We start from the raw sequence: 20,022 nt of genomic DNA, 5'->3' as shown, positions 1-20,022 counted from the left end.
TTCAGGCCGTGCTCGATTCGGCGGTGGCCGGGCGGCGGTCCCAATCCTCGGGGCGGATGTGACGACGGTCGCGACGGACGCTACGGGTGCTTCCGGGCCAGGTAAGAGTGTTGGTCCCGGTGGGCGTGACGAAGTAACTGGTGCAGCCGCCGATGGTCCAGACGCGGTCGGCGAGGACGCGGCGACAGTGGGCCACGAAGCGATGCTGGGCGGCGTCGGTCGGTGTGTAGCGGGTGACAGCGCGCTCCCGCATGTGGGCGATGGTGCGGGCGATGAGTCGCGTGGTGGGTTCGATGGCCTGGAACTGAGAGGTGTGCGGCAACGCGGTATTGGGACCGGTGACGCAGAACAGGTTCGGCAGACCCGCGAAAGCGATGCCGCGATAGGCCGCGAAACCATTGCGCTCGTAGCTTTCTCGCAGCGAGAAGGCGGCCGTGCGGAAGTCCGGGAAGCGTGGGATCGAGTCCTGGACGTGGTAGCCGGTGGCCCACACGATCGCGTCGACCTCGTGGACGACTCCGTCGGCGGTGCGCACACCGGACGGGGTCAGGTCGACGATCTTCTCCGTCACCAGGTCGACGTCGTCGCGGGCGAAGGCCGCGTAGTACTCGTCGGAGACCATCGGCCGCTTGCACCCGAATCGGTAGTCCGGCCGCAGCTTCTCCCGGATGCGCGGATCGGGCACCTGCCTGCGCAGTGCGCGCAGGCAGACCTGCTCGAAGACCGGCAGCAAGCGGGGATGGAACTCCGCCAGGTGCACCAGTTCGAGCAGCGAGAACACCATGCCGCGCAACGCCAATCGCGCGGGCGGGAATTCGCGCAACACGGTCCGCACCGGTCCCGGTATCGCGCGATCCCCGCGCGGCAGCACCCACGCCGGACTGCGCTGGAACGACACCACCTGCGCACCCGCTCGCGCCAGCGCGGGCACGATCTGCACGGCGCTCGCGCCCGAACCGACGACGGCGATCCGCTTTCCTTCCGGCTGGAAGCCGGAATGCCAAGAGCCGGAGTGCATCTGGACGCCCCGGAACAGTTCCCGGCCAGGGACATCCGGAACGAACGGCACGTGCAGCGAGAAGTACCCCATGACGACGGCGCGCGCGCTGATCACGCGCCCGTCGGCCGACCGCACCCGCCACCGGTGCTCGCTCTCGTCGAACTCGGCGCCGACGACCTCGCTTTCGCGCCGCACGTGGCGTCGTAGGTCGAAGGCGTCGACCACCGATTCGGTGTAGGCGCGCAGCTCGGGTTGGGTCGCGAACAGCCGCGACCAGTCACCGGGAAAGAAGGAGTACGAGTACAGCACCGACGGCACATCGACGGCGCATCCCGGATACACGTTGTCGCGCCAGGTGCCACCGACCGACTCCGCGCGTTCGAGGATCACGAAATCCTCGATGCCGCAACGCTTCAGGTTGATCGCCACGCCGAGCCCGCTGAATCCGGAACCGATCACCGCGACTTCACAACGTTCGGGGACTTCGCTCATCGCACACCCTTCCGATCGGCGCCTGTCATCCTTCGGCACCTGGCACGCGACGAGCTTCGACTCGCATCGGCAGGCTCTTCGGATGGACCAGCGCGCCGATGACGGTCTCGCGGGCCGTGAATCCCGGCTCCAGCCGCAGCCGCCAGCGCCCGCACAAGGTGGCGATCTGCAACGCCACCTGGGTCAGCGCGAACACGTTGCCGGGACACTGCCGCGCGCCCATGCCGAACGGGATGTGCGCGCCGCGCGACATCCCGGCCGTCGCCTCGGGCAGCCAGCGATCGGGGTCGAACCGGTCCGGGTCGGCGTGCACTTCCGGATCGCGATGCACCGCGATCGGGCAGACGAACAGCATCGCTCCCTCGGGCAGCGGGTACCCGCCGAGCTCATAGCCGGCGGGCACGTGCCGCACGGTGAGCCACGGCGAGTAGCGGCGCAGCGTCTCCAGCACGAGCCGCTTGGTCAGGTCCAACCGGGGCAGGTCGGCGAACTCGGCGGGTCGCCCGCCGAGCACCTCGTCGAGTTCGGCGTGCAGGGCGCGCTCGATCTCCGGATTGCGCGCCAGTTCGTAGAGCAGCCAGGTGGCGGTCATGCCGATGGCCTCGGTGCCGCCGACGAGGAAGTTCACCAGTTCGTCGTGCACGTGCTTGTCGCTGAGCGGAGCGCCGTCCTCGTCGCGGGCCCGGATCAACGTGTCGAGCAGGTCGCCGTGGTCGATGGCCGGGTCGGCGGCGAGGTCGGCGCGGTACGCCGCGATGATGTCGGCGGTGGCGTCCTTGAGCTGGTCGACGAGCGCGACGAAGCGGCGGTTGCCTCGGGTGGGCAGCCGGTCCAGCCACGCGGGCCGGGTGACGCGGCGCGCGAGCAGCGTCATGACCTCGGGCAACAGCCGGTGCACGCGCCGCGCGGTGATCTCGCCGAGTTCACCGGAGAACAGCGCGCCCGCCACGGTGCGCAGCGCGAGGTCGTGCATCTCCTCGTTCACCGCGAGCATCGCGCCGTCACGCCACTGGTCGGCCCGCGCCCGGCCCATCGCCGTCATCACGGTGGCGTACTGGGCGATTCGCGCCTTGGCGAACGCGGGTGCGATGAGCCTGCGGGAACGCCGGTGTGTCGCACCGGAGACGACGGTGACGCCGCCACCGAGCAGCAATTCGGCGCGCTCGATCATCGAGCCCTGATCCGACAGCCCGGTGAACGCCTCCCTGATCAGCTCCGGTTCGGTGACGACATACGTTTCGTAACCCGGGATTCCGACGCGCACCACCGGTCCATGGGCCGACAGTGTGGACAGGAACCGGTGCGGTGTGCTGCCGAAACGGTGCCAGTGCCCCAGAAACGGCAGCGCGCCGGGCGCGGTGGGCACCGTGGACTCGACGCCCGCGCGGCGTCCCCGCACGGTGGACAGCAGTGATGTCACGAGACCGACCTCCTCGTAATCCGTTCAGCCGCGCGCCAGCACGGCGTCGACGCCGCCGACCGAGCGCACCCACTCGACGTAGCGCGCCAGGCCCTCGTCGCGGGAGACGGTTGGGTTGTAGTCGAAATCTTTACGGGCGGCCGAGGTGTCGTAGGTGCTGGAGACGGTGAGCGCCGCCGTGGTCCAGCTCGACAGCGGCGGCGCCCACCGCTCCTTGACGGCGGGTAGCCGCCAGATGGTGTCGAAGACGGCGATCGCCGCGTCCAGCACGGGTCCGGGCACGGTGCGGGTCGGCGGAGTCAGATCGAGCGCGACGGCCAGGTCGCGGACGAACTCCCACAGGTCGATGTCCTCGGGATCCGCCAGGAAATAGGCGTTTCCGGCGACCGCGGGAGAACGGGCGGCTTGCAGACAGGCGGCCGCCGCGTGCTCGCAGTAGGTGATGGACGCCATGACCCGGCGTCCTCCCGAAAGATCGGGCAGCCGACCGCTTTTCAGCTTGCGCAGCAGCAGGCTCATCCATCCGGCCGAGCGCGGGCCCCAGATCATCCTGGGACGCAACGCGCACGTGGTGAAGCCGGACGAGTCGGCCGCGAGCACGTACTGCTCGGCCACCACCTTCGTCGCGACATAAAGGCTCTTGGGCGCGTCGACGTAGGGTTCGGACTCGTCGATGCCGAAGCGGTCGGTCTCATACGAGGTGGCCACCGACGGGCTGCTGACGTACACGAACCGGGAAACGCCCGCGTCGCGAGCGGCGGCGATCAGGTTGCGGGTGCCCTCGACGTTCGCTCGCCAGAACTGCTCCCGCGCACCGACTTCCGAAACGAGCCCCGCGCTGTGATAGACGACGTCCACGTCCCGGCAGGCCGCCCGCAGCGAATCCAAATCGCCGAGATCGCCGACGGCGGTGTCGAGGCCCGGCACGCCCGACAGGTAGCCGAGGTCGCTGCCCGCGCGGACCAGCGCCCGCACCTCGTCGCCCGCGCCGGTGGCGGCATCGACGATGTGGCTGCCGAGGAATCCGGTCGCGCCGGTGACGAGAACCTTCATCGGTCCGTTCCTTTCGTTCGCGGGAAGCCGAGCCGATCCGCGGCCCACCGGGCGAGCCGCTCCCGCCCGATCTTCGCGTTGTGCCGGATGTCGACGGGAAACTCGCTGTGCGGCAGAAAGGTTCGGATGCGCCTTGTCTCCGCGTTGCGCTGAGCGAGGGTCCACAGTTCGCGCCGCACCCGCGTGAGCTCGGCGGGGGTGAGATCCGCGGCGGGCTCGAAGCACAGCACCGGGATCTGTTCACCCGGCGCGCCGACGCCGACCAGTGCGGTCCTGGCGACGTCCGGGTGCGTGTTGAAGATCTGCTCGCACCGGACGGTGTACAGGTCACCGTCTGCGGTCCGCACGCGCTGGGAGAGCCGCCCGCAGAACCACAGGCGGCCCGATTCGTCTACGCGCGCCAGGTCGCCCGTGCGGTGCCAGCGCCGGACACTGCCGTCGGGCAGCCGCTCGTCGATCTTGTGCCGCGCATCGGCGGCGGGATTGCGATGGTAGGCGCGGCTGACCTGCGGTCCGCTCGCGACGATCTCACCGATCCGGCCGGCGGGCAGCACGAGGTCCGCGCGCCAGTCGGCGATGGGCTCGTCGGTGACGCCGATGATCCGGACCAGGGTCGCGCCGCTGTCTTCCGGCAGTGGGCGGCCGACGCATACACCCGCGCCCTCGGCGGTGGCGGCGCGCGTCCGGTCCAGCTCGGACCATTCCAAGGTCGTCAGCGGCAGCGCCTCGGTCGCGCCATAGGTGGTGAAGATTCTCGCCTCGTCACCGAGCGCGGAGCGGATGCGCTCCAGCGCAACCAGATTGGCCGGTGCGCCCATGGAGATGACCCGCGCGATGCCGGGCAGTCGCTCGCCGGTTTCGGCGAAATGCGCACCGAGCCGGGCCAGCAGGGCGGGCGAGGCCGTGAGGTCGGTGGCGCCGAAGGACCGCGCCACGTCCGTGAGCAGCGCGGGATTCGCCTTCGATACGCGCACCGGGTCGACCGGGCCGAGCACGACGTGCGCACCTTGCAGCAGATCGAAGAGGCCGAACAGGGGAACCGAGGTGAGCGAGACGAAACCGTTCGGGCGGCCGTGCAGTTCGGCGACGACATCGAGGGCGGCGGCGAAACCCGATCTCGTGAACTCGACGCCCTTGGCCGGTCCGGTGCTTCCGGTGGTGAACGCGATCATGAACAGGTCGTCCGGAGCATGTTCGGCGGCAAGTGTTTCCGGCTCGTCGCGCAGCTCGGTCAGACTGTGGCCGCCCCAGAACGACCGCCCCGCCGTGACGTGCACCCGAATCGAGCCGAATGTGCGCCGAGCGGCCAGCCGCACCAGGTGCGCTTCGGGGATCCCGATGAAGGCTTCCGCGCCGACGCTGTGGAAGCAGTGCAGCATGCGGCGCACACCCATGCCGGGATCCACCACCACCGGCACCGCGCCGACCCGGAACAGCGCGAACAGCACCGCGAACAGGTCCGGATCGGGGCGCACGAGCACAATGACTTTGACGCCCTTGGTGATTCCGATCCGCACGAAGCCCGCCGCGTAGGAGCGGACGCGCCGCCCCAGCTCGGCGTAGGTCATGGTCGCGAATCCCAGGTCGGCGCCCCGGTCGGCCTTCGCCGCGTCCGCGCGGGTCGGGTAGCTGATGGCGGGCTGGTCGGCCCGTTGCGCGATCCGGCGCTCGAGCAGGACGCTCGGGTCCGCGTATCCGGTCGCCCGCCTCACCCGGCACCGCCGACGGGCACCCGGTAGCCGACACAGCCCGCCGTCGGCCCCGATCCGCCCGCGACGAGCAGCAGCTGGTCGCCCTCGCGCACGGCGCCGGAGCGAATCAGCTGGTGGTAGGCGATGATGAGACCGGAGCTTCCGGCGTTCCGCGACCCGGTGTCGGCCTGGTGGTGGCGCGCGAAACCGAAGTCGGCGGCCAGCGTGGCCGCGAAGTCCGGCGCGGGATCGTTGGTGACCAGCACCGTCGAATCCGCCGCGGCCTCAGGGTGATTCGCGAGGTAGTTTCGCACCGCCGTGCGCGCGACGCCGATGACGCGCTCGGTGAAATCGTCGGCGACCTCGACGGTGATCGTGCGCGCGCCGTCGCGGCCCATCGCCTTCAGGTCGAGATAGCCCGCGACGCCGGGATGCGCGCCGTCCGGCCGCGGGGCGGCCTGCAAGTGCACCGCGCCGAGCCCGGTCGTGGCGTCGATGCCCTTCGTCACCAGAAAGGCACCGCCCACCGTGGCATAGGGGAAGTCGGTCGCGTCCGCCCGGCCGCCGGGGTGGGCGTCGCTGCCGACGATGAGGACGTGCTCGGCGGTTCCGTTGGCCAGCAACGCGTTCGCGGCCTGGAGCGCGTTCAGCACGCCGCACGCGCCGTTGCGCAGGTCGAGCGAGAAACCGGGCCGTGCGGAGCCGGGTTCGTAGTCGAGGTGCATGCCGAGCTCGCGTTGGATCAGCGCTGCGTTGGACGGCTCCACGATGTTTGCGTCCCGGTACACGCCGACGTTCATCAGCACGTCCACGTCCGCCGCCGACAGGCCCGCCCCGGCAAGGCACTCGCGCGCCGCCGCGACCGCGTGGTCGATCGAGCCCAACGCCGGGTCCTCGCTCACCGCCGAATTGCGCAGAATGGTCACCACGATCTACTTCACCAACTCACCGATGGTCGCCGACAACACTCCGAACACCATTCCCGACGCCGTCGGCACGAAACAGATCTTCGAACCCGCCGGAATCAGGCCGCGCGACAGGTAGTCGCGCAGCACCAGGAAATGCGTACTCGCTCCGGTATTCCCATACTTTTCGACGCACGCGAGCCGCGGCGGCATAGGTGCGCCGTGGATCTTGCTACCCGACTCCGCGAGTTTCTCCGTGAACCCGACACCGAGCTGATGGAAGACGATGTAGTCGAAATTCTCCTCGGCGAATGTCGTTCCTTTCTTGGCGAGCACGTCGCGATGGAATTTCGCCCAGGTCTCGCGCCGCGGTGCGGCCTGCATGGTGAGGTTGTCGGTCAGCATGATCATGTTCTCGGTGCTGTCGCTGGGTTTCGCGATGCACAGGCCGGAGTATTCCGCGCAGGTGATCATGTCGATGTAGTGGACGGCCTCGGCGTCGTCGACGGCGCGGTCGAGCACCACGGCGACGGCCGCGTCGGCCAGGGTCAGCGCCGCGAACTGCGGGTCGCGCGCGTCCACCGCCTCGGCGAGCGCGCCCTCGGTGACCGGCGAGATGACCTCGGGGGTCACCACCATGCCGGTCCGGACGACTCCGGCACGAATCAGGTTGTCCAGCAGATAGATACCGGTCATGGTGCCGCCGCAGGCATTGGCGACGTCGTAGCCGGTGGCGTTGACCGCGCCGATGCGCCGGGCGATCTCCCCCGCGGCGGACGGCTCGAACACCATGCGGAATCCGTCGTGCACGGTGGTGCCGCCGCAGATGATCACGTCCAGATCCGCGGGGTCGTATCCGGAGCCCGCCAGGCAGTCGAGCGCCGCGGCGACGCCCAGGGTCAGGGTGTCCTCCTCGGTGCGGTCGACCATATGCCGGTGTGCGATACCGGTAATGCGTTCGACGTCGAACTCGCCGCCGCTCGACATGCGATTCAGCACTTCGTCGGTGGTGAATTCTCCGGCGGGGAGAGCGGCCCCGAGCGCGCGTATTCGAGAGCGGTTCATACGAGATTTCCTCCGATGGCCGCGGCTCCCACGGGAAATGGAGCGACGCGACGCTGATAAAGCAAGGGGGCCAAAGAAACCCGGGCTCGACCGGATGGTTGCGACACTACGACCAGACCGCGACAGCAGTCCACTTGCGCCGCCGGTCAGTGAGGGGGATCACCAATCGATGTGTGCGCCTTGCTCCTTCGTGACAAATGTTCGGCGCGCGCATCGTCTCCGGCGATGAATTCTGGATTTCGATTGCGCAGAGCGCTCGATTCGTGATTAGGCTCGGACCGGTGTCCGTCCCGCTCCGCGCGCCGATGTCGCTTCTCGATCTGCCCGGCCCAGACGGCTGGCCGGTGCTGGGCAACCTCCCGCAACTGACCCCGACGCGGCTGCACCGGCAACTCGACAGCTGGTGCGCGGAATACGGTCCCGTCTACCGGTTGAGCATGCCGGGCAGGCGGTTGGTCGTGGTCGGCGATCCCGAGATCGGCAAGGAGGTCCTGCGGCAGCGCCCCGGAACCTACCGGCGCCAGTCCTCGATCGAGTCGATCATGAGCGAGATGGGGTCCAACGGACTGTTCTCCTCCGAGGGCGAGGCGTGGCGGCGGCGCAGGCGGCTGGCCATGCCCGCGTTCAACGCCGCCCATCTCACCCGGTTCCACACCACGCTGGAGCAGATCACCGAGCGGCTGCGACGGCGTTGGCTCGCGGCCCCACCCGAGGACGTGCGCGCCGACCTGACCCGCTACACCGTGGACGTGACCGCCAAGCTGACCTTCGACTACGACATCAACACCCTCGAGCAGTCCGGCGACGTCATCCAGCGGCACCTCGAACACGTCTTCCCGATGATCAACCGCCGCTTGAACATTCCGTTCCCGTACTGGCGCTACGTCAAGCTGCCCGCCGACCACGCGCTGGACCGGGCGCTGGACGCGCTGCGCGCCGAGGTGAACGCGGTCATCGCCCGCGCGCGCACCGCGGCGCCGGAGCAACCGACCAACTTCATCGAGGCGTTCCTGCTCGCCAGCGACGGCGGGGAATCGTTCACCGACGACGAGCTGTTCGCCGAGGCGCTGACGATCCTGATCGCCGGACAGGACACCACGAGCAACGCCGCGGCGTGGCTGCTCTACCACCTGGCCGCCGAACCCGAAGCGCAGGAACGCATCCGGGAGGAGATCGCCAGGATTCCGTCGACGCTGGAGCGTCAGCCATATCTGGAAGCCGTTGTCGCCGAGTCGATGCGGCTGCAACCCACCACTCCCCTGCTGCTCATGGAGGCCGTGCACGACACCGTGCTGCGCGACATCGCGCTGCCCGCGGGCACCTGGGTGCTGGTCGACGTGCGGTATCCGGGCCTGCAGGAGGAGAATTTCGCCGATCCGCAGCGGTTCGACCCCGAACGGTGGCTGCGCGGCGCCGACGGCCGGGCGCACCGCCCCGACGTCTCGATCCCGTTCGGGTCGGGGCCGCGGTTCTGCCCGGGGCGCGGACTGGCGATGCTCGAGGTCAAGAGCGTGGCCGCGATGGCTTGCCGCACATTCGATTTCCGGATTCCGGAGGGCGTGCCACCGCCCGACGACCGGTTCCATTTCGCCGTAATCCCCGTCGGCCTGCGGCTCGACCTCGCACCACGGCCGGCGGACCGAGAGTTCGAAGGATAGGGGTATGGCGATCAAGCGATTGTCGGCCACCGATGCGACCTGGTTGTCGCTGGAGTCGCCGGAAATGCCGATGCACGTGGCGTTCCTGATGGAATTCCACTGTCCCGACGGCGATGCCGAGGGATTCGTGCGCCGCTGGCGGGCACGGTACGCGGCCCCGTTCACCGTACCGCCGCCGTGGAACCTGGCGCCGGTGCGCGGTCGCCTCGCCGAATCCCTCGCGCTGGTACGGGAAATCGAGGAAATCGACCCGGTCGACCACATCAGGCAGTGGTCGCTGCCCGCGGGCGCGGGCCGCGACGAGCTGGTCGAGCTAGTGACGCGCATACACCGCGAGCAGCTGGACCTGGGCAAGCCGCCCTGGGAACTGCATTTCGTGACGGGACAGTCCGCGGATCGCTTCGCGGCGGTGTTGAAGACGCATCACAGTCTGCTGGACGGCGTTTCGCTGGTGCGCGTCATCACCGGGGGCTTGTCCGCGGACGCCGGGGCGCGCGACCTGCCACCCTTCTTCACCATCGGACCCGAGACCGGCGATCCGGCGCGCGTGAGCCGGATCCGTTCGCTGTTCACGGCGGTGCGCGGATTCCTCGCGGTACTGGCCGGGGTCGCCGCTGCGGCGCGGGATGCACTGCGGCGCAAGGCGGGGCGGGCGACCGCGCAGCAGACCTACCGGCAACCGCCCTCCGTCCTCGACGGTCCGATCACCGGCGCGCGCGACCTCTCGCTGCGCCGCTACCGGCTGAGCGAGATCAAACGGCTGGCGCGCGCCGCGGACTGCACCGTCAACGATCTGGTGCTGTATCTGGTCGCCACGGCGCTGCGTAACTACCTCACCGACCACGCCGAACTGCCCGAGCGCCCGCTCACCGCCGGTGTGCCGACCGATTTGCGCGACGGTGACCAGCGGGTCGGCACCCGCGCGGGACTGATGTTCACGGCGCTGGCGACCGACATCGAGGATCCGGTGCGCCGCCTCGCCGCCGTCAAGGACGCGATCGACGCCGCCAAGCGGCACATGGGCGCGATGTCGCCCGGCGCGGTCATCGGATACGGCCTGGCGACCACCTTCCCGTGGGTCTTCGCGCTGCTGCTCGGTATCCGCTCGGCCCCGTCCTCGCATCCGATGGGCATCTCCAATATCCCCGGCCCACGGGAGACGCTGTTCTGGGACGGTGCTCGGCTCGACGCGATGTATCCGATATCGCTTCTGATGCACGGCAATTCGCTGAACTTCACCTGCTTCGGTTACCGAGACGAGCTGTTCCTCGGTGTGCTCGGCGCGGCCGACAAGCTGCCGCCGATCGAGCACCTGACCGCCGCCGTGGACGCGGCCCTCGCCGAACTGGACGGGCTACTCGCGCCCGCGACCGCGGTCGGGCAGTCCTGAGATGTGCGCGGTCTGCGGCATCGTCGACTTCGAAGCGCCGGTCGACCCCGGCCCGCTCGCCGCGATGTGCGCGGTGCTGCGCCACCGCGGCCCCGACGACCACGCCAGCTGGCACGACCGGCACGCCGCGCTGGGGTTCCAGCGCCTGTCCATCGTGGACGTGCGGCACGGCGCGCAGCCGACCGCCGACGAGAGCGGTTCGATCCGTGCGCTGCTCAACGGCGAGATCTACAACCACAAGGCGTTGCGCCGCTCCCTCGCGGCGCGCGGGCACCGGTTCCGCAGCGACAGCGACGCCGAGGTCGTCCCGCACCTGTACGAGGAGTACGGTGACGGTTTCGTCGAACACCTGGACGGCGATTTCGGCATCGCGATCTGGGATGCCCTCCGGCGGCGCCTGACGCTGGCCCGCGACCGTGTCGGGGTCAAACCGCTGTTCTACCACCTGCGCGGCACCCGCCTGACCTTCGCGTCGGAGATCAAGGGCATCTTCGCCTCCGGCGCCTGTACGCCCGACATCGACCCGCAGGGTCTGAGCGACTGCCTGTTCTACGGCCACACGATCGCGCCGGGCACGTTCTGGCGTGACGTGCGCGATCTGGAACCGGGCACCGTCCTCACCGCGGACCGCGACGGCATCCGCGCCAGGCGCTATTTCCGCGTCTTCGAGCGCGAGGATCCCGACGCGCCGCTGCTCACCGGGCACGCGGCGATCGAGGCGTTCGACGAGCGATTCACCGCCGCGGTCGCCAAGCGGGTGCCCGACGAGGTGGCAGCGGGCATCGCGCTCAGCGGCGGACTCGACTCCTCCGCCATCGCCGCCGTCGCCGCCCGGCGTTGCGACGCACCGCTGACCACGCTCAGCGTGCGGCTGTCCGGCGCGATCCACGACGAGACGGAGATGTCGCGACTGGTCGCGCGGTCGCTGGGTGTCCCGAACGTGGAAGCGGAGACGACGGGCGCGCGCGTCTGCGAGCTGCTGCCGAAGAGCATGTGGCACTTCGAATCTCCGTTCTGGTATGGCGGCGTCGCCTCCCCCTTCCTCGACCTGACCGCGCTCGCCCGAGATCAAGGGTTGAAGGTGGCGATGAGTGGCGACGGCTCGGACGAATTGCTCGCCGGATACGACTTCTACCGGTTGATGCGGTTGAGTTCGCGGTTGACCGACCTGCGGCTGGACGCGCTGCGACCGCTGGTGTGGCGGCAGGCGACGAAATGGATCGGCGCGCCGAGCGGCATCGACCGCCACCTCGTCGAGATCTCGTCTCGCAGTAGGAGTGACGCCGAACGGTACGGACAGATGCCGCCGTGGGTCTACCTGTGGAGCGCGCTGTCCGGCACCGCGCGGCCCGCCGTGCTCGCCGACCTGCCCGAGCCGTCGGCGCTGCCGCGCCCGCCCGAGCACAGCACGCTGCACCGCCAAATGCATTTCGAGTTCCACACCCGCCTGCCGCACTGGGTGCTGCCCATCTCCGACCGGCTCGGCATGGCGCACGGTCTCGAGGTGCGGGTGCCGTTCCTCGACCGCGACGTCCTCGACGTCTGTGCCGAGCTTCACCCCCGCATGCTGCTGCGTCTGGGCACCGAGAAATACGTGCTCAAACGGGCGATGGCCGATCTGCTGCCCAAGCGGATCGTGCGGCGGCGCAAGAAGCCGTTCATGACGCCGATCGCCCCCTGGTACCTCAGCGGGCCGGGCGCGCAGCTGGCCGCCGACCACCTCTCCCGTGCCGCGGCGCGTCGCTACGGACTCTTCGATCCCGCAGCGACGGAACGGATCTGGCGCACGGCCGTGGACCGGCCCGGCACCTGGGACGGCGTCACGGCCGAATGGGCGGCGATGGCGATCCTGTGCACCCATCTCGTGGTCGACCAGTTCAGCGGCGACCGCTTCACCGCCGACGCGATCACCGGAGCACACGCATGACCGTGACACTGCCGAGTGCCGCCGAATGGCACGAACTCGCCCTGCACGCCGCCGCCCAGCCGGGCCTGGCGCTGCTCGCGCCGCTCGGGGCCGCCACCCGACCGCTCCGCAAGGTACCGAAATTCGGCTGGGTGGTGTCGGATCCGGAACTCGCGCGCCAAGTCCACCGGGACAGTGAGCATTTCAGCATCGCGACGGACGGCGCGTCCGGACACTGGTGGTCGCAGATGCTCGGCGAATTCGGCGCCGAACGTTTCGAAGGCCCCGAGCACCAGCGGTTGCGCGCCGGCCTCGGCGATCTCTTCGGCAAGCCGGCTTCCGAGCAGCTCGTCGAGGACGCGACCGGCGCGCAGCTCGAGCGCCTGCGCACCGATCTGGTCGCGGGCCGGACGGTCGACATCGCCGAGTTCGGCCGGGTGTTCACGGCGCGCACGATGGTCGACGTGGCCGGTCTGCCGCGCGAAACTCACCACGACACACCTTATTTGGAGTTGTTCGCGGCCATGGAGCGCCTGGCCGACCTCGGCAAGGGCAATTGGGCGACCACCGTCGTTCCGCCGCGCAACCGGCTCAAGGGCCGCGAGCTGGCGGCGCTGATCGGCGCGAACGTCGAGCACGTTTACGACTCGGCCAGCTCGGGCACCGTCATCGGACGCTGCCGCGACCTCGGTCTGACACTCGAGCAGACCCGCGGATTCACCGTGTTGCTCGTGGTGGCGGGGACCGTCACGCTGGCCAGCACCCTCGGGCGGCTGGTCGCGCTCCTGCACGACACCGGCGACCAACACCGGCTGCTTGCCGACGCGGGTTTGATCCCCGAGGCGATCCGGGAGGGACTGCGGGTGACGAGCTCGATGCCGGTCGTCGGGCGCGGCGTGATCGGCGATGTCGAACTCGGCGGCAGGCGGTTGCGCCACGGTGACCGGGTCAAGGTGATGACTTGGTACATCGACAATTCCGTCGGCCGGTTCGACCTCGACCTGGGTTATGTCGCGCGGACGCGGCAGCTGTGGTTCGGCGGCGGCAAGCACTTCTGCCTGGGCGCCGCGCTCACCCACGCGCAGCTCACCCGTTTCCTGGAGACGCTGCTCGCTGCGGGCCGTCCCTGGGAGATCACCCGCCGCCGCTACCGCGTCAACGCGTTCGTCCCGCTCTACCGCAGGCTCGACATCCGCTTGCGTTGAGACATCCGCTTGCGCTGAGACGTCCGCTTGCGCCGGCGCAGGGCGGGCAACCACCAGTTCCAGCGGCCGAGCAACCGCAGGGTGGCCGGTACCAGTACCATTCGCACGACGACCACGTCGAGCAGAACCGCGACCGCCAAGGCGAAGCCGAGCTGTTTCAGTTCCAGGGTGCTCGCGGTGAGGAAGCTGGCGAACACCACGACCATGATCGCCGCGGCGACGGCGACCGGTTTGGCGGTGGCGCCGATCCCGTCGGCGACCGCGTCGCGGTTGGCCGCGGCCGGGTCGGTCGCGCCGCGCGCCACGGCCGAATCCCAGTTCTCCCTGATCCGGCGGATGACGAACACCTCGTAGTCCATCGAGAGGCCGAACAGGATCACGAACACGATCAGCGGCATCACGACTTGGACGAAACCGGGACTCGTGAAGTCGAAAAGGATTTCTCCCCAGCCCCATTGGAACACCGCGACGGTGATGCCGAGCGCGGCCGCCGTGGCGAGCAGGTTGACCGCGACCGCCTTGACCGGCACGGCGACGCTGCGGAAGACGACCAGCAGCAACGCGAGGGCGCACAGCACCGTGATCACGACGACCAACAGGTAGGCGTCGCGGATCGCGTCGCTGATCTCGAGCAGACCGGCGGGCGCGCCGCCCGAGCTGACCCGCACACCCGGCGTCGAGGCGGCGAAAGAGCGCGCCCGCGCATCGAGTTCGGCGACCAGATCCGAGCCCGCGGCCGAGTCGATCAGTGTGCGCGTCACGACGGTCGAATGGAGGCGGCCATCGGAACTCTGCGTCAGCACAGCGGCGACGCGCGGATCGGCGCGCAGCTCGGCGGCGAAGCCCTGCACCGCCCTCGCCGCGTCGGGACTCAGCGTCCCGCCGTCGGAGCCGGTGACGACGAACTCCATCGGCGAAAGCATGCCGGACGGGAATTTCTCCGCGACCGTGCGGGCCGCGATCCCGGAGGGGTAGTCGGTCAGCGACGCGATGCCCAGGTCGAAGCCGGTGCGCAGGCCGGTCAGCGGCAGCACTGCCACGACGAGCAGGCTCGCGGCGGCCAGGCCGAAGAGGACCGGCCTGCGCATCACGCGACGCGTCCACCGGCGGGCGGCGGCGCTGTCGTCGGAGTCGACGCCACGGCCGCGCACGCGCCAGCGGTTCACGGCGGGGCCCAGCACGGTGAGCACCGCGGGCAGCAGGGTCACGGCGGCGAGCATGGCCGTCGCCACCGCCACGCCGACACCGAGCACTATGCCGCGAAAGACCCCGGCGGGCACCACCAGCAGCGCAGCCAGCGACACGATCACGACCGAGCCGGACGCCAGGACCATGCCGCCCGTGGTGGCCATGGTCGTGGTCACGGCGACGCGGATCGCGTCGGTGTCGGACCGGGAGGTGACCCCGCGCGCCGACAGCTCCTCGCGAAACCTGCTCACCACGAACAGGGCGTAGTCGATGCCGACGCCGAGACCGATCATGGTGGCGATGGACAGCATCAGCGGGTCGACGGACGTCACGGTATCGGCGAGCAACAGCACGCCGGTACACGTCAGCAGCCCGGCGACGGCCATGAGGATCGGCAGCAACGCCGCGGCCACCGCACCGAGCGAGACGACCAGGAGCACGAAAGCCACCGGCATGCCGAGTGATTCGGCGCGGCGCGCATCGGCTTGTTCGGCGATGATCACGTCGTTCTGGATCGCGGTGTAGCCGGTGAGGTCGACACGGATCACGTCACGACCGGGCAGCGCGGACAGCGCGTTCTGCACGTCGGCGGAGACGGCGACGCGGTGGGACTGGTCGCCGTCGATGGCGACGACGGCCAGGGCGGTGCGGTTGTCGGCCGAGATCAGTTGCCGGGCACTGTCGGGAGCGGCGAGCAGCGTCACGCCGCCGATCGATGCGACGGCGTGCCGTGTCCGCTCGATCTGGGCGCGATATTCGGCGGTGTCGACGCTCGCGGTGTCGGAATCGAAGACCAGCAGCGCCTGTTCGGCCCGCAGACCCGGAAAGTGCTCGGCGATCAGGCGCTGCACCTCGACCGATTCGGCGCCGTCCACGGTGAGATCCGGTGCCTGCACTCGCGATTCGAGCACCGGGTAGCCCGCACCGCACAACGCGAGAACGACCAACCACACCGCGATCACCGCGCGCGGATGGCTCGTCAGCCGCCGCGTCCAGCGCGACAACGGACCGTTGTGCGCCGAAGATGCTGCGGCCGAAGTCATTTCGGGTGCATCGAGGCTCATCGGGCGTCAAGTCCCGGGTCCGAAACGCCAACCATCGCACCGCGCCCTTCCCGGCCCAAGAGATCGCTCGTCCGAGCGTGGGCCGGTGAATCACCGTACGTAGCAGGGCGATCGAGTGTCACTGCATCGTCGGGAGAACATTCGCCGCCGATCTTGTTCGAGGAGACGAACGGCGCGCGACCCGATGTGAGTCCGGTCATGCTGGCGCGATTTCGTGGCGTAGGTTACCGTTGCGTCACTTACGGGAACGGAGTAGTTCCTCATTGGGAGGGTTTGCAAGGCATGATCAGACGTCGGGGTCCGATCGCTGCGGCGGCCGCAGCACTGTCCGTATTCCTCGTGATGGCAGGTGGGCTGGTGTCCGCGCCGTCGGCCGAGTCCACGCCCACGCGCGCCGGGCTCGACGCCCAGTTCATCGCCACCCACAATGCGCCACCCCAGTATCCGAACGTCTTCATCGAATGGGATGTGCCGATCACCATGAGTGACGGCACGGTGCTGAAGGCGAACGTCTACCACCCCGCCGACGCGACGGGTCAGCCGATCCAGGAACCGACGCCGACCGTCGTCAATCTGACGCCTTACACGAAACTCGTTGCGAATCTTGCTGATTCCGCGCTGGCGATACCCGGGTTCGGTGACCCGTTGATGCATGTGCTGCGCGGTCTCGATTTCTCCGCCTTCGGGATGAGCGGGCTCAGCGACCTGATGCGCGCACTGCCCGGCGGCGCCGCCCGGACCTTCGGCGTGGACCGCAGGCTCATCCAGAGCGGCTACACGCAGGTCGTCGTCGATGTGCGCGGAACCGGTTTCTCGCAAGGTGTTTGGCAGGTCTTCGGCCATCGCGAGCAGCAGGACGGCGCCGAGGTCGTGGACTGGGCGGCAAGCCAGCCGTGGTCCAACGGACGGATCGGCATGAGCGGAATCTCCTACTCCGCCGTCAACCAGCTGCACACCGCCGAGCGCAGACCGGCCGCGCTGCAAGCGATCTTCCCGGTCGTCCCGGGCAGCGACCTCATCCGCGACGTCGCGGCGCCCGGCGGCGCGATGGGCATCGGTTTCATTCCCGAATGGCTCCTCGCGGTCAATGCCTCGAAGTTGCTGCCCGACGTGCTCTCGATGCTGACCGGCCGGTTCGACTGGACCTGGCTCGCGGACCGCCTCCGTGACCCGTTCACCTTCTTCAACGTCGTCATCGCCGCACTGGCCACGCCGAGCATCGACCAGATCCCGCCGGAAATGCTCGCGGTGCTCGACGACGAGAGCGATCTGCGGACCGCGTGGGTCGGGCATCCGGAGCGGATTCGGACGCCGACCTTCATCTACGGCGGCTGGCACGACATCTTCGCCTACTCCTCGCCCCGGGTGTACAACGCCATCGACGTACCCGACAGCGAGAAGAAGCTGGTGATGGGCGATACCTACCACATCACCACCGGCGCCGGCCTGGGCCTGCCCGGCGCACCGCCGTCGCTGGACGTGCTGCAGCGCGCGTGGTTCGACAAGTGGCTCAAGGGAATCGACAACGGCATCGACGGCTACGACCAGGTGACGTCGTGGCAGCAGGGCGGCGGATGGAGCGACAGCCCGTCCTTCCCGCGTCCCGGCATGGAGTACCGGCGGCTGTATCTGAACGCGGCCCCCTCCGGCACCGCGCCGACCGCCGCGGGCGACGGCTCCCTGACCGCGGCGCCGGGCGGACCCGCCCGGCTGACGATCGCGCCGGGACTCGCCACCCTGTGCTCGCGCGACGCCGCGCACGGGACCGCGGGCATCATCTCGGCGCTCGACATCTGCGCCGAAGACGCGCGGATCAGCGAGGTGAACGCGCTGACCTTCACGACGGCGCCGGTGAACCGGCCGACTCAGATCTCCGGCCCGCTCGCCGTCCACCTGAACACCGTGCTCGACGCCACGGACGGCTACTGGACGGTGACCCTGAACGACGTCGCGCCGGACGGCCGTTCGACGGTGTGGACGACAGGACAGCGCACCGCCTCGTTGCGCGCGGTGGACGAGGCCGCCTCCACCCGCTCACCCAACGGCGACTACACCGATCCGTACCCGATCCTGACCCTGGCCAGTCGCGAACCCGTCGTCCCCGGTCAGCCGACCGTGCTCGACATCGGGCTGTTCGCCACGGACGGTGTGCTGCAGCCCGGCCATCGGCTGCGCATCGACATCTTCGCGAGCAACTTCCCCAGCAGCATCCCGCTGCGCCCGCTGCTGAACGAGAGTGGCCTGCGGCCACAGCATCTCGTGCTGGATCCCAACGAACCGAGCTGGGTCAACATCCCGGTCGAGGGCGATCCCGGCTGGTGAGCCGCGCGTGGCGAGCGCCGCGCCCGGCATGGTTTGTCTCACCCCGACCGCGATGCCACCATGGTGACGTGACCGTTTCCGAGCTCGGCGCCCCCGGCCGCAAATACCGGGGCGCCGGGCCCGAACAACGTCAACAGCAGCGTCGCGCCAGGCTCGTCGACGCCGCGATCGAGGAATTCGGCACCCGGGGCTATCGCAACACCACCATCGACGCCGTCTGCGCGCGGGCGGGCGTCGGGAAACGCTACTTCTACGAATCGTTCGACGGCAGTGAGGGTTTGCTGCTCGCCGCGTACACCGTGGCCACCGATCGGTTGCGCGGGTACATCGTCGACGGAGCCGTGATGTCTCCGGGCACCGTCAGCGCCGCCGTGCACGGCTCGTTGACCGGCTTCTTCCGCGGCATCGCCGAAGACCCGAGAATCGCTCGGATCGCGTTCTTCGAAATACTCGGCATCAGCCCCGCCGTGGACGCGGACTATCGCAGGGTCACAGGGTCTTTCGTGGACACCTTCCTGGAGCTGGCCACCCCGATGGTCGACATCGATTCCGTGCCGCGACCGCTGTTGCGCACCATCGCCACCGGACTGGTCGGCGCCGTGCTCACCATCGCTCAGCAGTGGGTGCTGGAGGACTACCGCCAACCGCTCGACAGCGTCGTCGACAGCGCCCACACGGTACTGACCTCGGTGCTGGAGGGGCTGGGCCGGTAAGCGAGATCGACGGGAGAGAAATGGTTGCCGCGGCGGCGTGTCGAACCGCCATTTCTCTACCGTCAGAACCATTTCCCTATCGACGGGAGAGAAATGGTCAGATGTCGTCGGCGCGGAGGTGGTCGAGGGCGCGGGTGATCCAGGCGGCGAACTGGGTGGTCAGGTCGGCGGGGGTGGTGGGGCGGACGGTGATGTGGGGGCCGCGGAGTTCGGTGTAGCGACCGTCGCCGGAGATGTCGTACCACTGCACGGCATTGCGAGGCTTGGTTTTTGCGTGCAAAGGTCCCGTCAGCAGGACGGCCGAGCCGCCGCCGTCGGCGGGACGGCCGAGAAGGCGTTGGTAGCGTTCGCGCGGAGTGTTGCGGGCGTTGTCCTGGAGGTAGCCGTCGCGGCGGGGGCTCAATTCGTCGGGGTGGAAAGTGGCGGGCTTCTCGGAACCGGGCGCGCAACCGGGGATCGACTGAGTCAGACGGGCGGGCAGCTGGTCCGCATCGAAGGCGCGCAGCCGGATCGGGCCGTGCTCGCTCTCGGTGCCGTACTGGCTCAACGTGACGGCACGATGCCCGGCGCGAGCGCCGATGATCCGGTACTCGCGCAGGTCCTCGCGCCCGGTGCTCGCGCGGTGTTTGCAACTCCCACCGAGGATTTCGATCCGGAGCTCGGACGCGCCCAGCGTATGCAGCGCGGCGCGGATCTCGTCGAGTTCGTCGGCGGAATACCGCCGCCGGACCGCCTCACGGTGCGCGGCGAACTCGTCACGAAAGGCGAAGCGGCTGAGATGGCGCAACGGACTCGGAATCCGATCATGCGCGTCCCCCAACCACAGCGCCGCGAAATCATCTGTCTCCCACGACCATTCACCCATTCACAACCCTCATCTCACGATCGGCCCGCGGCGTCCCGCACGCCTCGTCACCATGCAAGCCAGCTCGGCGAGCTCGACAGGTGGA

Annotated in this window: 14 protein-coding genes; 6 read left to right on the top strand and 8 right to left on the bottom strand. The window is 69.3% G+C overall.

What is annotated here, in order from left to right:
* Nucleotide 1 precedes the first annotated feature (1 nt).
* The 6 genes from FB390_RS17280 to FB390_RS17255 are packed head-to-tail and all read right to left on the bottom strand — an operon-like array spanning nt 2 to nt 7,626.
* A complete protein-coding gene (locus FB390_RS17280; protein WP_141809853.1) occupies nt 2-1,492 on the bottom strand; it encodes a flavin-containing monooxygenase in 1,491 nt (496 codons plus the stop codon).
* 25 nt (nt 1,493-1,517) lie between these two features.
* Nucleotides 1,518-2,912: a cytochrome P450 gene (locus FB390_RS17275; RefSeq protein WP_141809852.1), complete on the bottom strand. Its 1,395-nt coding sequence runs from the start codon at nt 2,910-2,912 to the stop codon at nt 1,518-1,520.
* A 24-nt stretch (nt 2,913-2,936) separates the two neighbouring features.
* Complete coding sequence (locus FB390_RS17270; protein ID WP_141809851.1) at nt 2,937-3,965, bottom strand: NAD-dependent epimerase/dehydratase family protein; 1,029 nt, start codon at nt 3,963-3,965, stop codon at nt 2,937-2,939.
* The gene (locus FB390_RS17265) at nt 3,962-5,677 is read right to left on the bottom strand and encodes a fatty acid CoA ligase family protein (protein ID WP_185757065.1); all 1,716 of its coding nucleotides are present in this window, start codon (nt 5,675-5,677) and stop codon (nt 3,962-3,964) included. The genes FB390_RS17270 and FB390_RS17265 overlap by 4 nt, the downstream gene beginning before the upstream one ends.
* Nucleotides 5,674-6,582, bottom strand: coding sequence for a beta-ketoacyl-[acyl-carrier-protein] synthase family protein (locus tag FB390_RS17260; RefSeq protein ID WP_141809849.1), 909 nt, complete (start codon nt 6,580-6,582; stop codon nt 5,674-5,676). Before FB390_RS17260 ends, FB390_RS17265 begins: the two co-directional genes overlap by 4 nt.
* A gap of 6 nt (nt 6,583-6,588) precedes the next feature.
* Nucleotides 6,589-7,626, bottom strand: coding sequence for a 3-oxoacyl-ACP synthase III family protein (locus tag FB390_RS17255; protein ID WP_221639286.1), 1,038 nt, complete (start codon nt 7,624-7,626; stop codon nt 6,589-6,591).
* Between the two features lie 281 nt (nt 7,627-7,907).
* Between FB390_RS17255 and FB390_RS17250 the strand changes: the two genes are divergently transcribed.
* Genes FB390_RS17250 through FB390_RS17235 form a run of 4 tightly spaced genes read left to right on the top strand, consistent with a single transcriptional unit; the run spans nt 7,908 to nt 13,785 of the window.
* Nucleotides 7,908-9,284, top strand: a complete 1,377-nt coding sequence (locus tag FB390_RS17250; RefSeq protein WP_185757064.1) for a cytochrome P450 — start codon at nt 7,908-7,910, stop codon at nt 9,282-9,284.
* 4 nt (nt 9,285-9,288) lie between these two features.
* Complete coding sequence (locus FB390_RS17245) at nt 9,289-10,674, top strand: wax ester/triacylglycerol synthase family O-acyltransferase (RefSeq protein ID WP_141809847.1); 1,386 nt, start codon at nt 9,289-9,291, stop codon at nt 10,672-10,674.
* Between the two features lies 1 nt (nt 10,675).
* Nucleotides 10,676-12,601, top strand: a complete 1,926-nt coding sequence (asnB, locus tag FB390_RS17240) for an asparagine synthase (glutamine-hydrolyzing) (RefSeq protein ID WP_141809846.1) — start codon at nt 10,676-10,678, stop codon at nt 12,599-12,601.
* Nucleotides 12,598-13,785: a cytochrome P450 gene (locus tag FB390_RS17235; protein WP_185757063.1), complete on the top strand. Its 1,188-nt coding sequence runs from the start codon at nt 12,598-12,600 to the stop codon at nt 13,783-13,785. The genes asnB and FB390_RS17235 overlap by 4 nt, the downstream gene beginning before the upstream one ends.
* Here the strand turns inward: FB390_RS17235 and FB390_RS17230 are convergent.
* Nucleotides 13,755-16,016, bottom strand: coding sequence for an MMPL family transporter (locus tag FB390_RS17230; protein WP_141809844.1), 2,262 nt, complete (start codon nt 16,014-16,016; stop codon nt 13,755-13,757). The genes FB390_RS17235 and FB390_RS17230 overlap by 31 nt on opposite strands.
* Nucleotides 16,017-16,319: 303 nt before the next feature.
* Here FB390_RS17230 and FB390_RS17225 point away from each other — a divergent pair, with 303 nt between their 5' ends.
* Together FB390_RS17225 and FB390_RS17220 are read left to right on the top strand one after the other, a co-directional pair.
* On the top strand, nt 16,320-18,359 hold the full coding sequence (locus FB390_RS17225) for a CocE/NonD family hydrolase (RefSeq protein WP_141809843.1): 2,040 nt from the start codon (nt 16,320-16,322) through the stop codon (nt 18,357-18,359).
* 68 nt (nt 18,360-18,427) lie between these two features.
* Nucleotides 18,428-19,072, top strand: coding sequence for a TetR/AcrR family transcriptional regulator (locus FB390_RS17220; RefSeq protein WP_141809842.1), 645 nt, complete (start codon nt 18,428-18,430; stop codon nt 19,070-19,072).
* A gap of 97 nt (nt 19,073-19,169) precedes the next feature.
* On the opposite strand, the gene FB390_RS17215 is transcribed toward FB390_RS17220, so the two are convergent.
* Nucleotides 19,170-19,937: an ESX secretion-associated protein EspG gene (locus FB390_RS17215; RefSeq protein WP_141809841.1), complete on the bottom strand. Its 768-nt coding sequence runs from the start codon at nt 19,935-19,937 to the stop codon at nt 19,170-19,172.
* Between the last annotated feature and the right edge of the window lie 85 nt (nt 19,938-20,022).

The sequence above is a fragment of the Nocardia bhagyanarayanae genome (genome assembly GCF_006716565.1).
Lineage (GTDB): Bacteria > Actinomycetota > Actinomycetes > Mycobacteriales > Mycobacteriaceae > Nocardia > Nocardia bhagyanarayanae.
Note: the sequence above shows the minus strand (reverse complement) of the source record. Positions and strands in the feature narration are given on the sequence as shown.

Bases quoted from the DNA above. Each gene is read 5' to 3' on its own strand.
- FB390_RS17280 (WP_141809853.1), bottom strand. From the start codon at position 1,492: ATGAGCGAAGTCCCCGAACGTTGTGAAGTCGCGGTGATCGGTTCCGGA.
- FB390_RS17270 (WP_141809851.1), bottom strand. From the start codon at position 3,965: ATGAAGGTTCTCGTCACCGGCGCGACCGGATTCCTCGGCAGCCACATC.
- FB390_RS17255 (WP_221639286.1), bottom strand. From the start codon at position 7,626: ATGAACCGCTCTCGAATACGCGCGCTCGGGGCCGCTCTCCCCGCCGGA.
- FB390_RS17245 (WP_141809847.1), top strand. From the start codon at position 9,289: ATGGCGATCAAGCGATTGTCGGCCACCGATGCGACCTGGTTGTCGCTG.
- asnB (WP_141809846.1), top strand. From the start codon at position 10,676: ATGTGCGCGGTCTGCGGCATCGTCGACTTCGAAGCGCCGGTCGACCCC.
- FB390_RS17235 (WP_185757063.1), top strand. From the start codon at position 12,598: ATGACCGTGACACTGCCGAGTGCCGCCGAATGGCACGAACTCGCCCTG.
- FB390_RS17230 (WP_141809844.1), bottom strand. From the start codon at position 16,016: ATGACTTCGGCCGCAGCATCTTCGGCGCACAACGGTCCGTTGTCGCGC.
- FB390_RS17225 (WP_141809843.1), top strand. From the start codon at position 16,320: ATGATCAGACGTCGGGGTCCGATCGCTGCGGCGGCCGCAGCACTGTCC.
- FB390_RS17215 (WP_141809841.1), bottom strand. From the start codon at position 19,937: ATGGGTGAATGGTCGTGGGAGACAGATGATTTCGCGGCGCTGTGGTTG.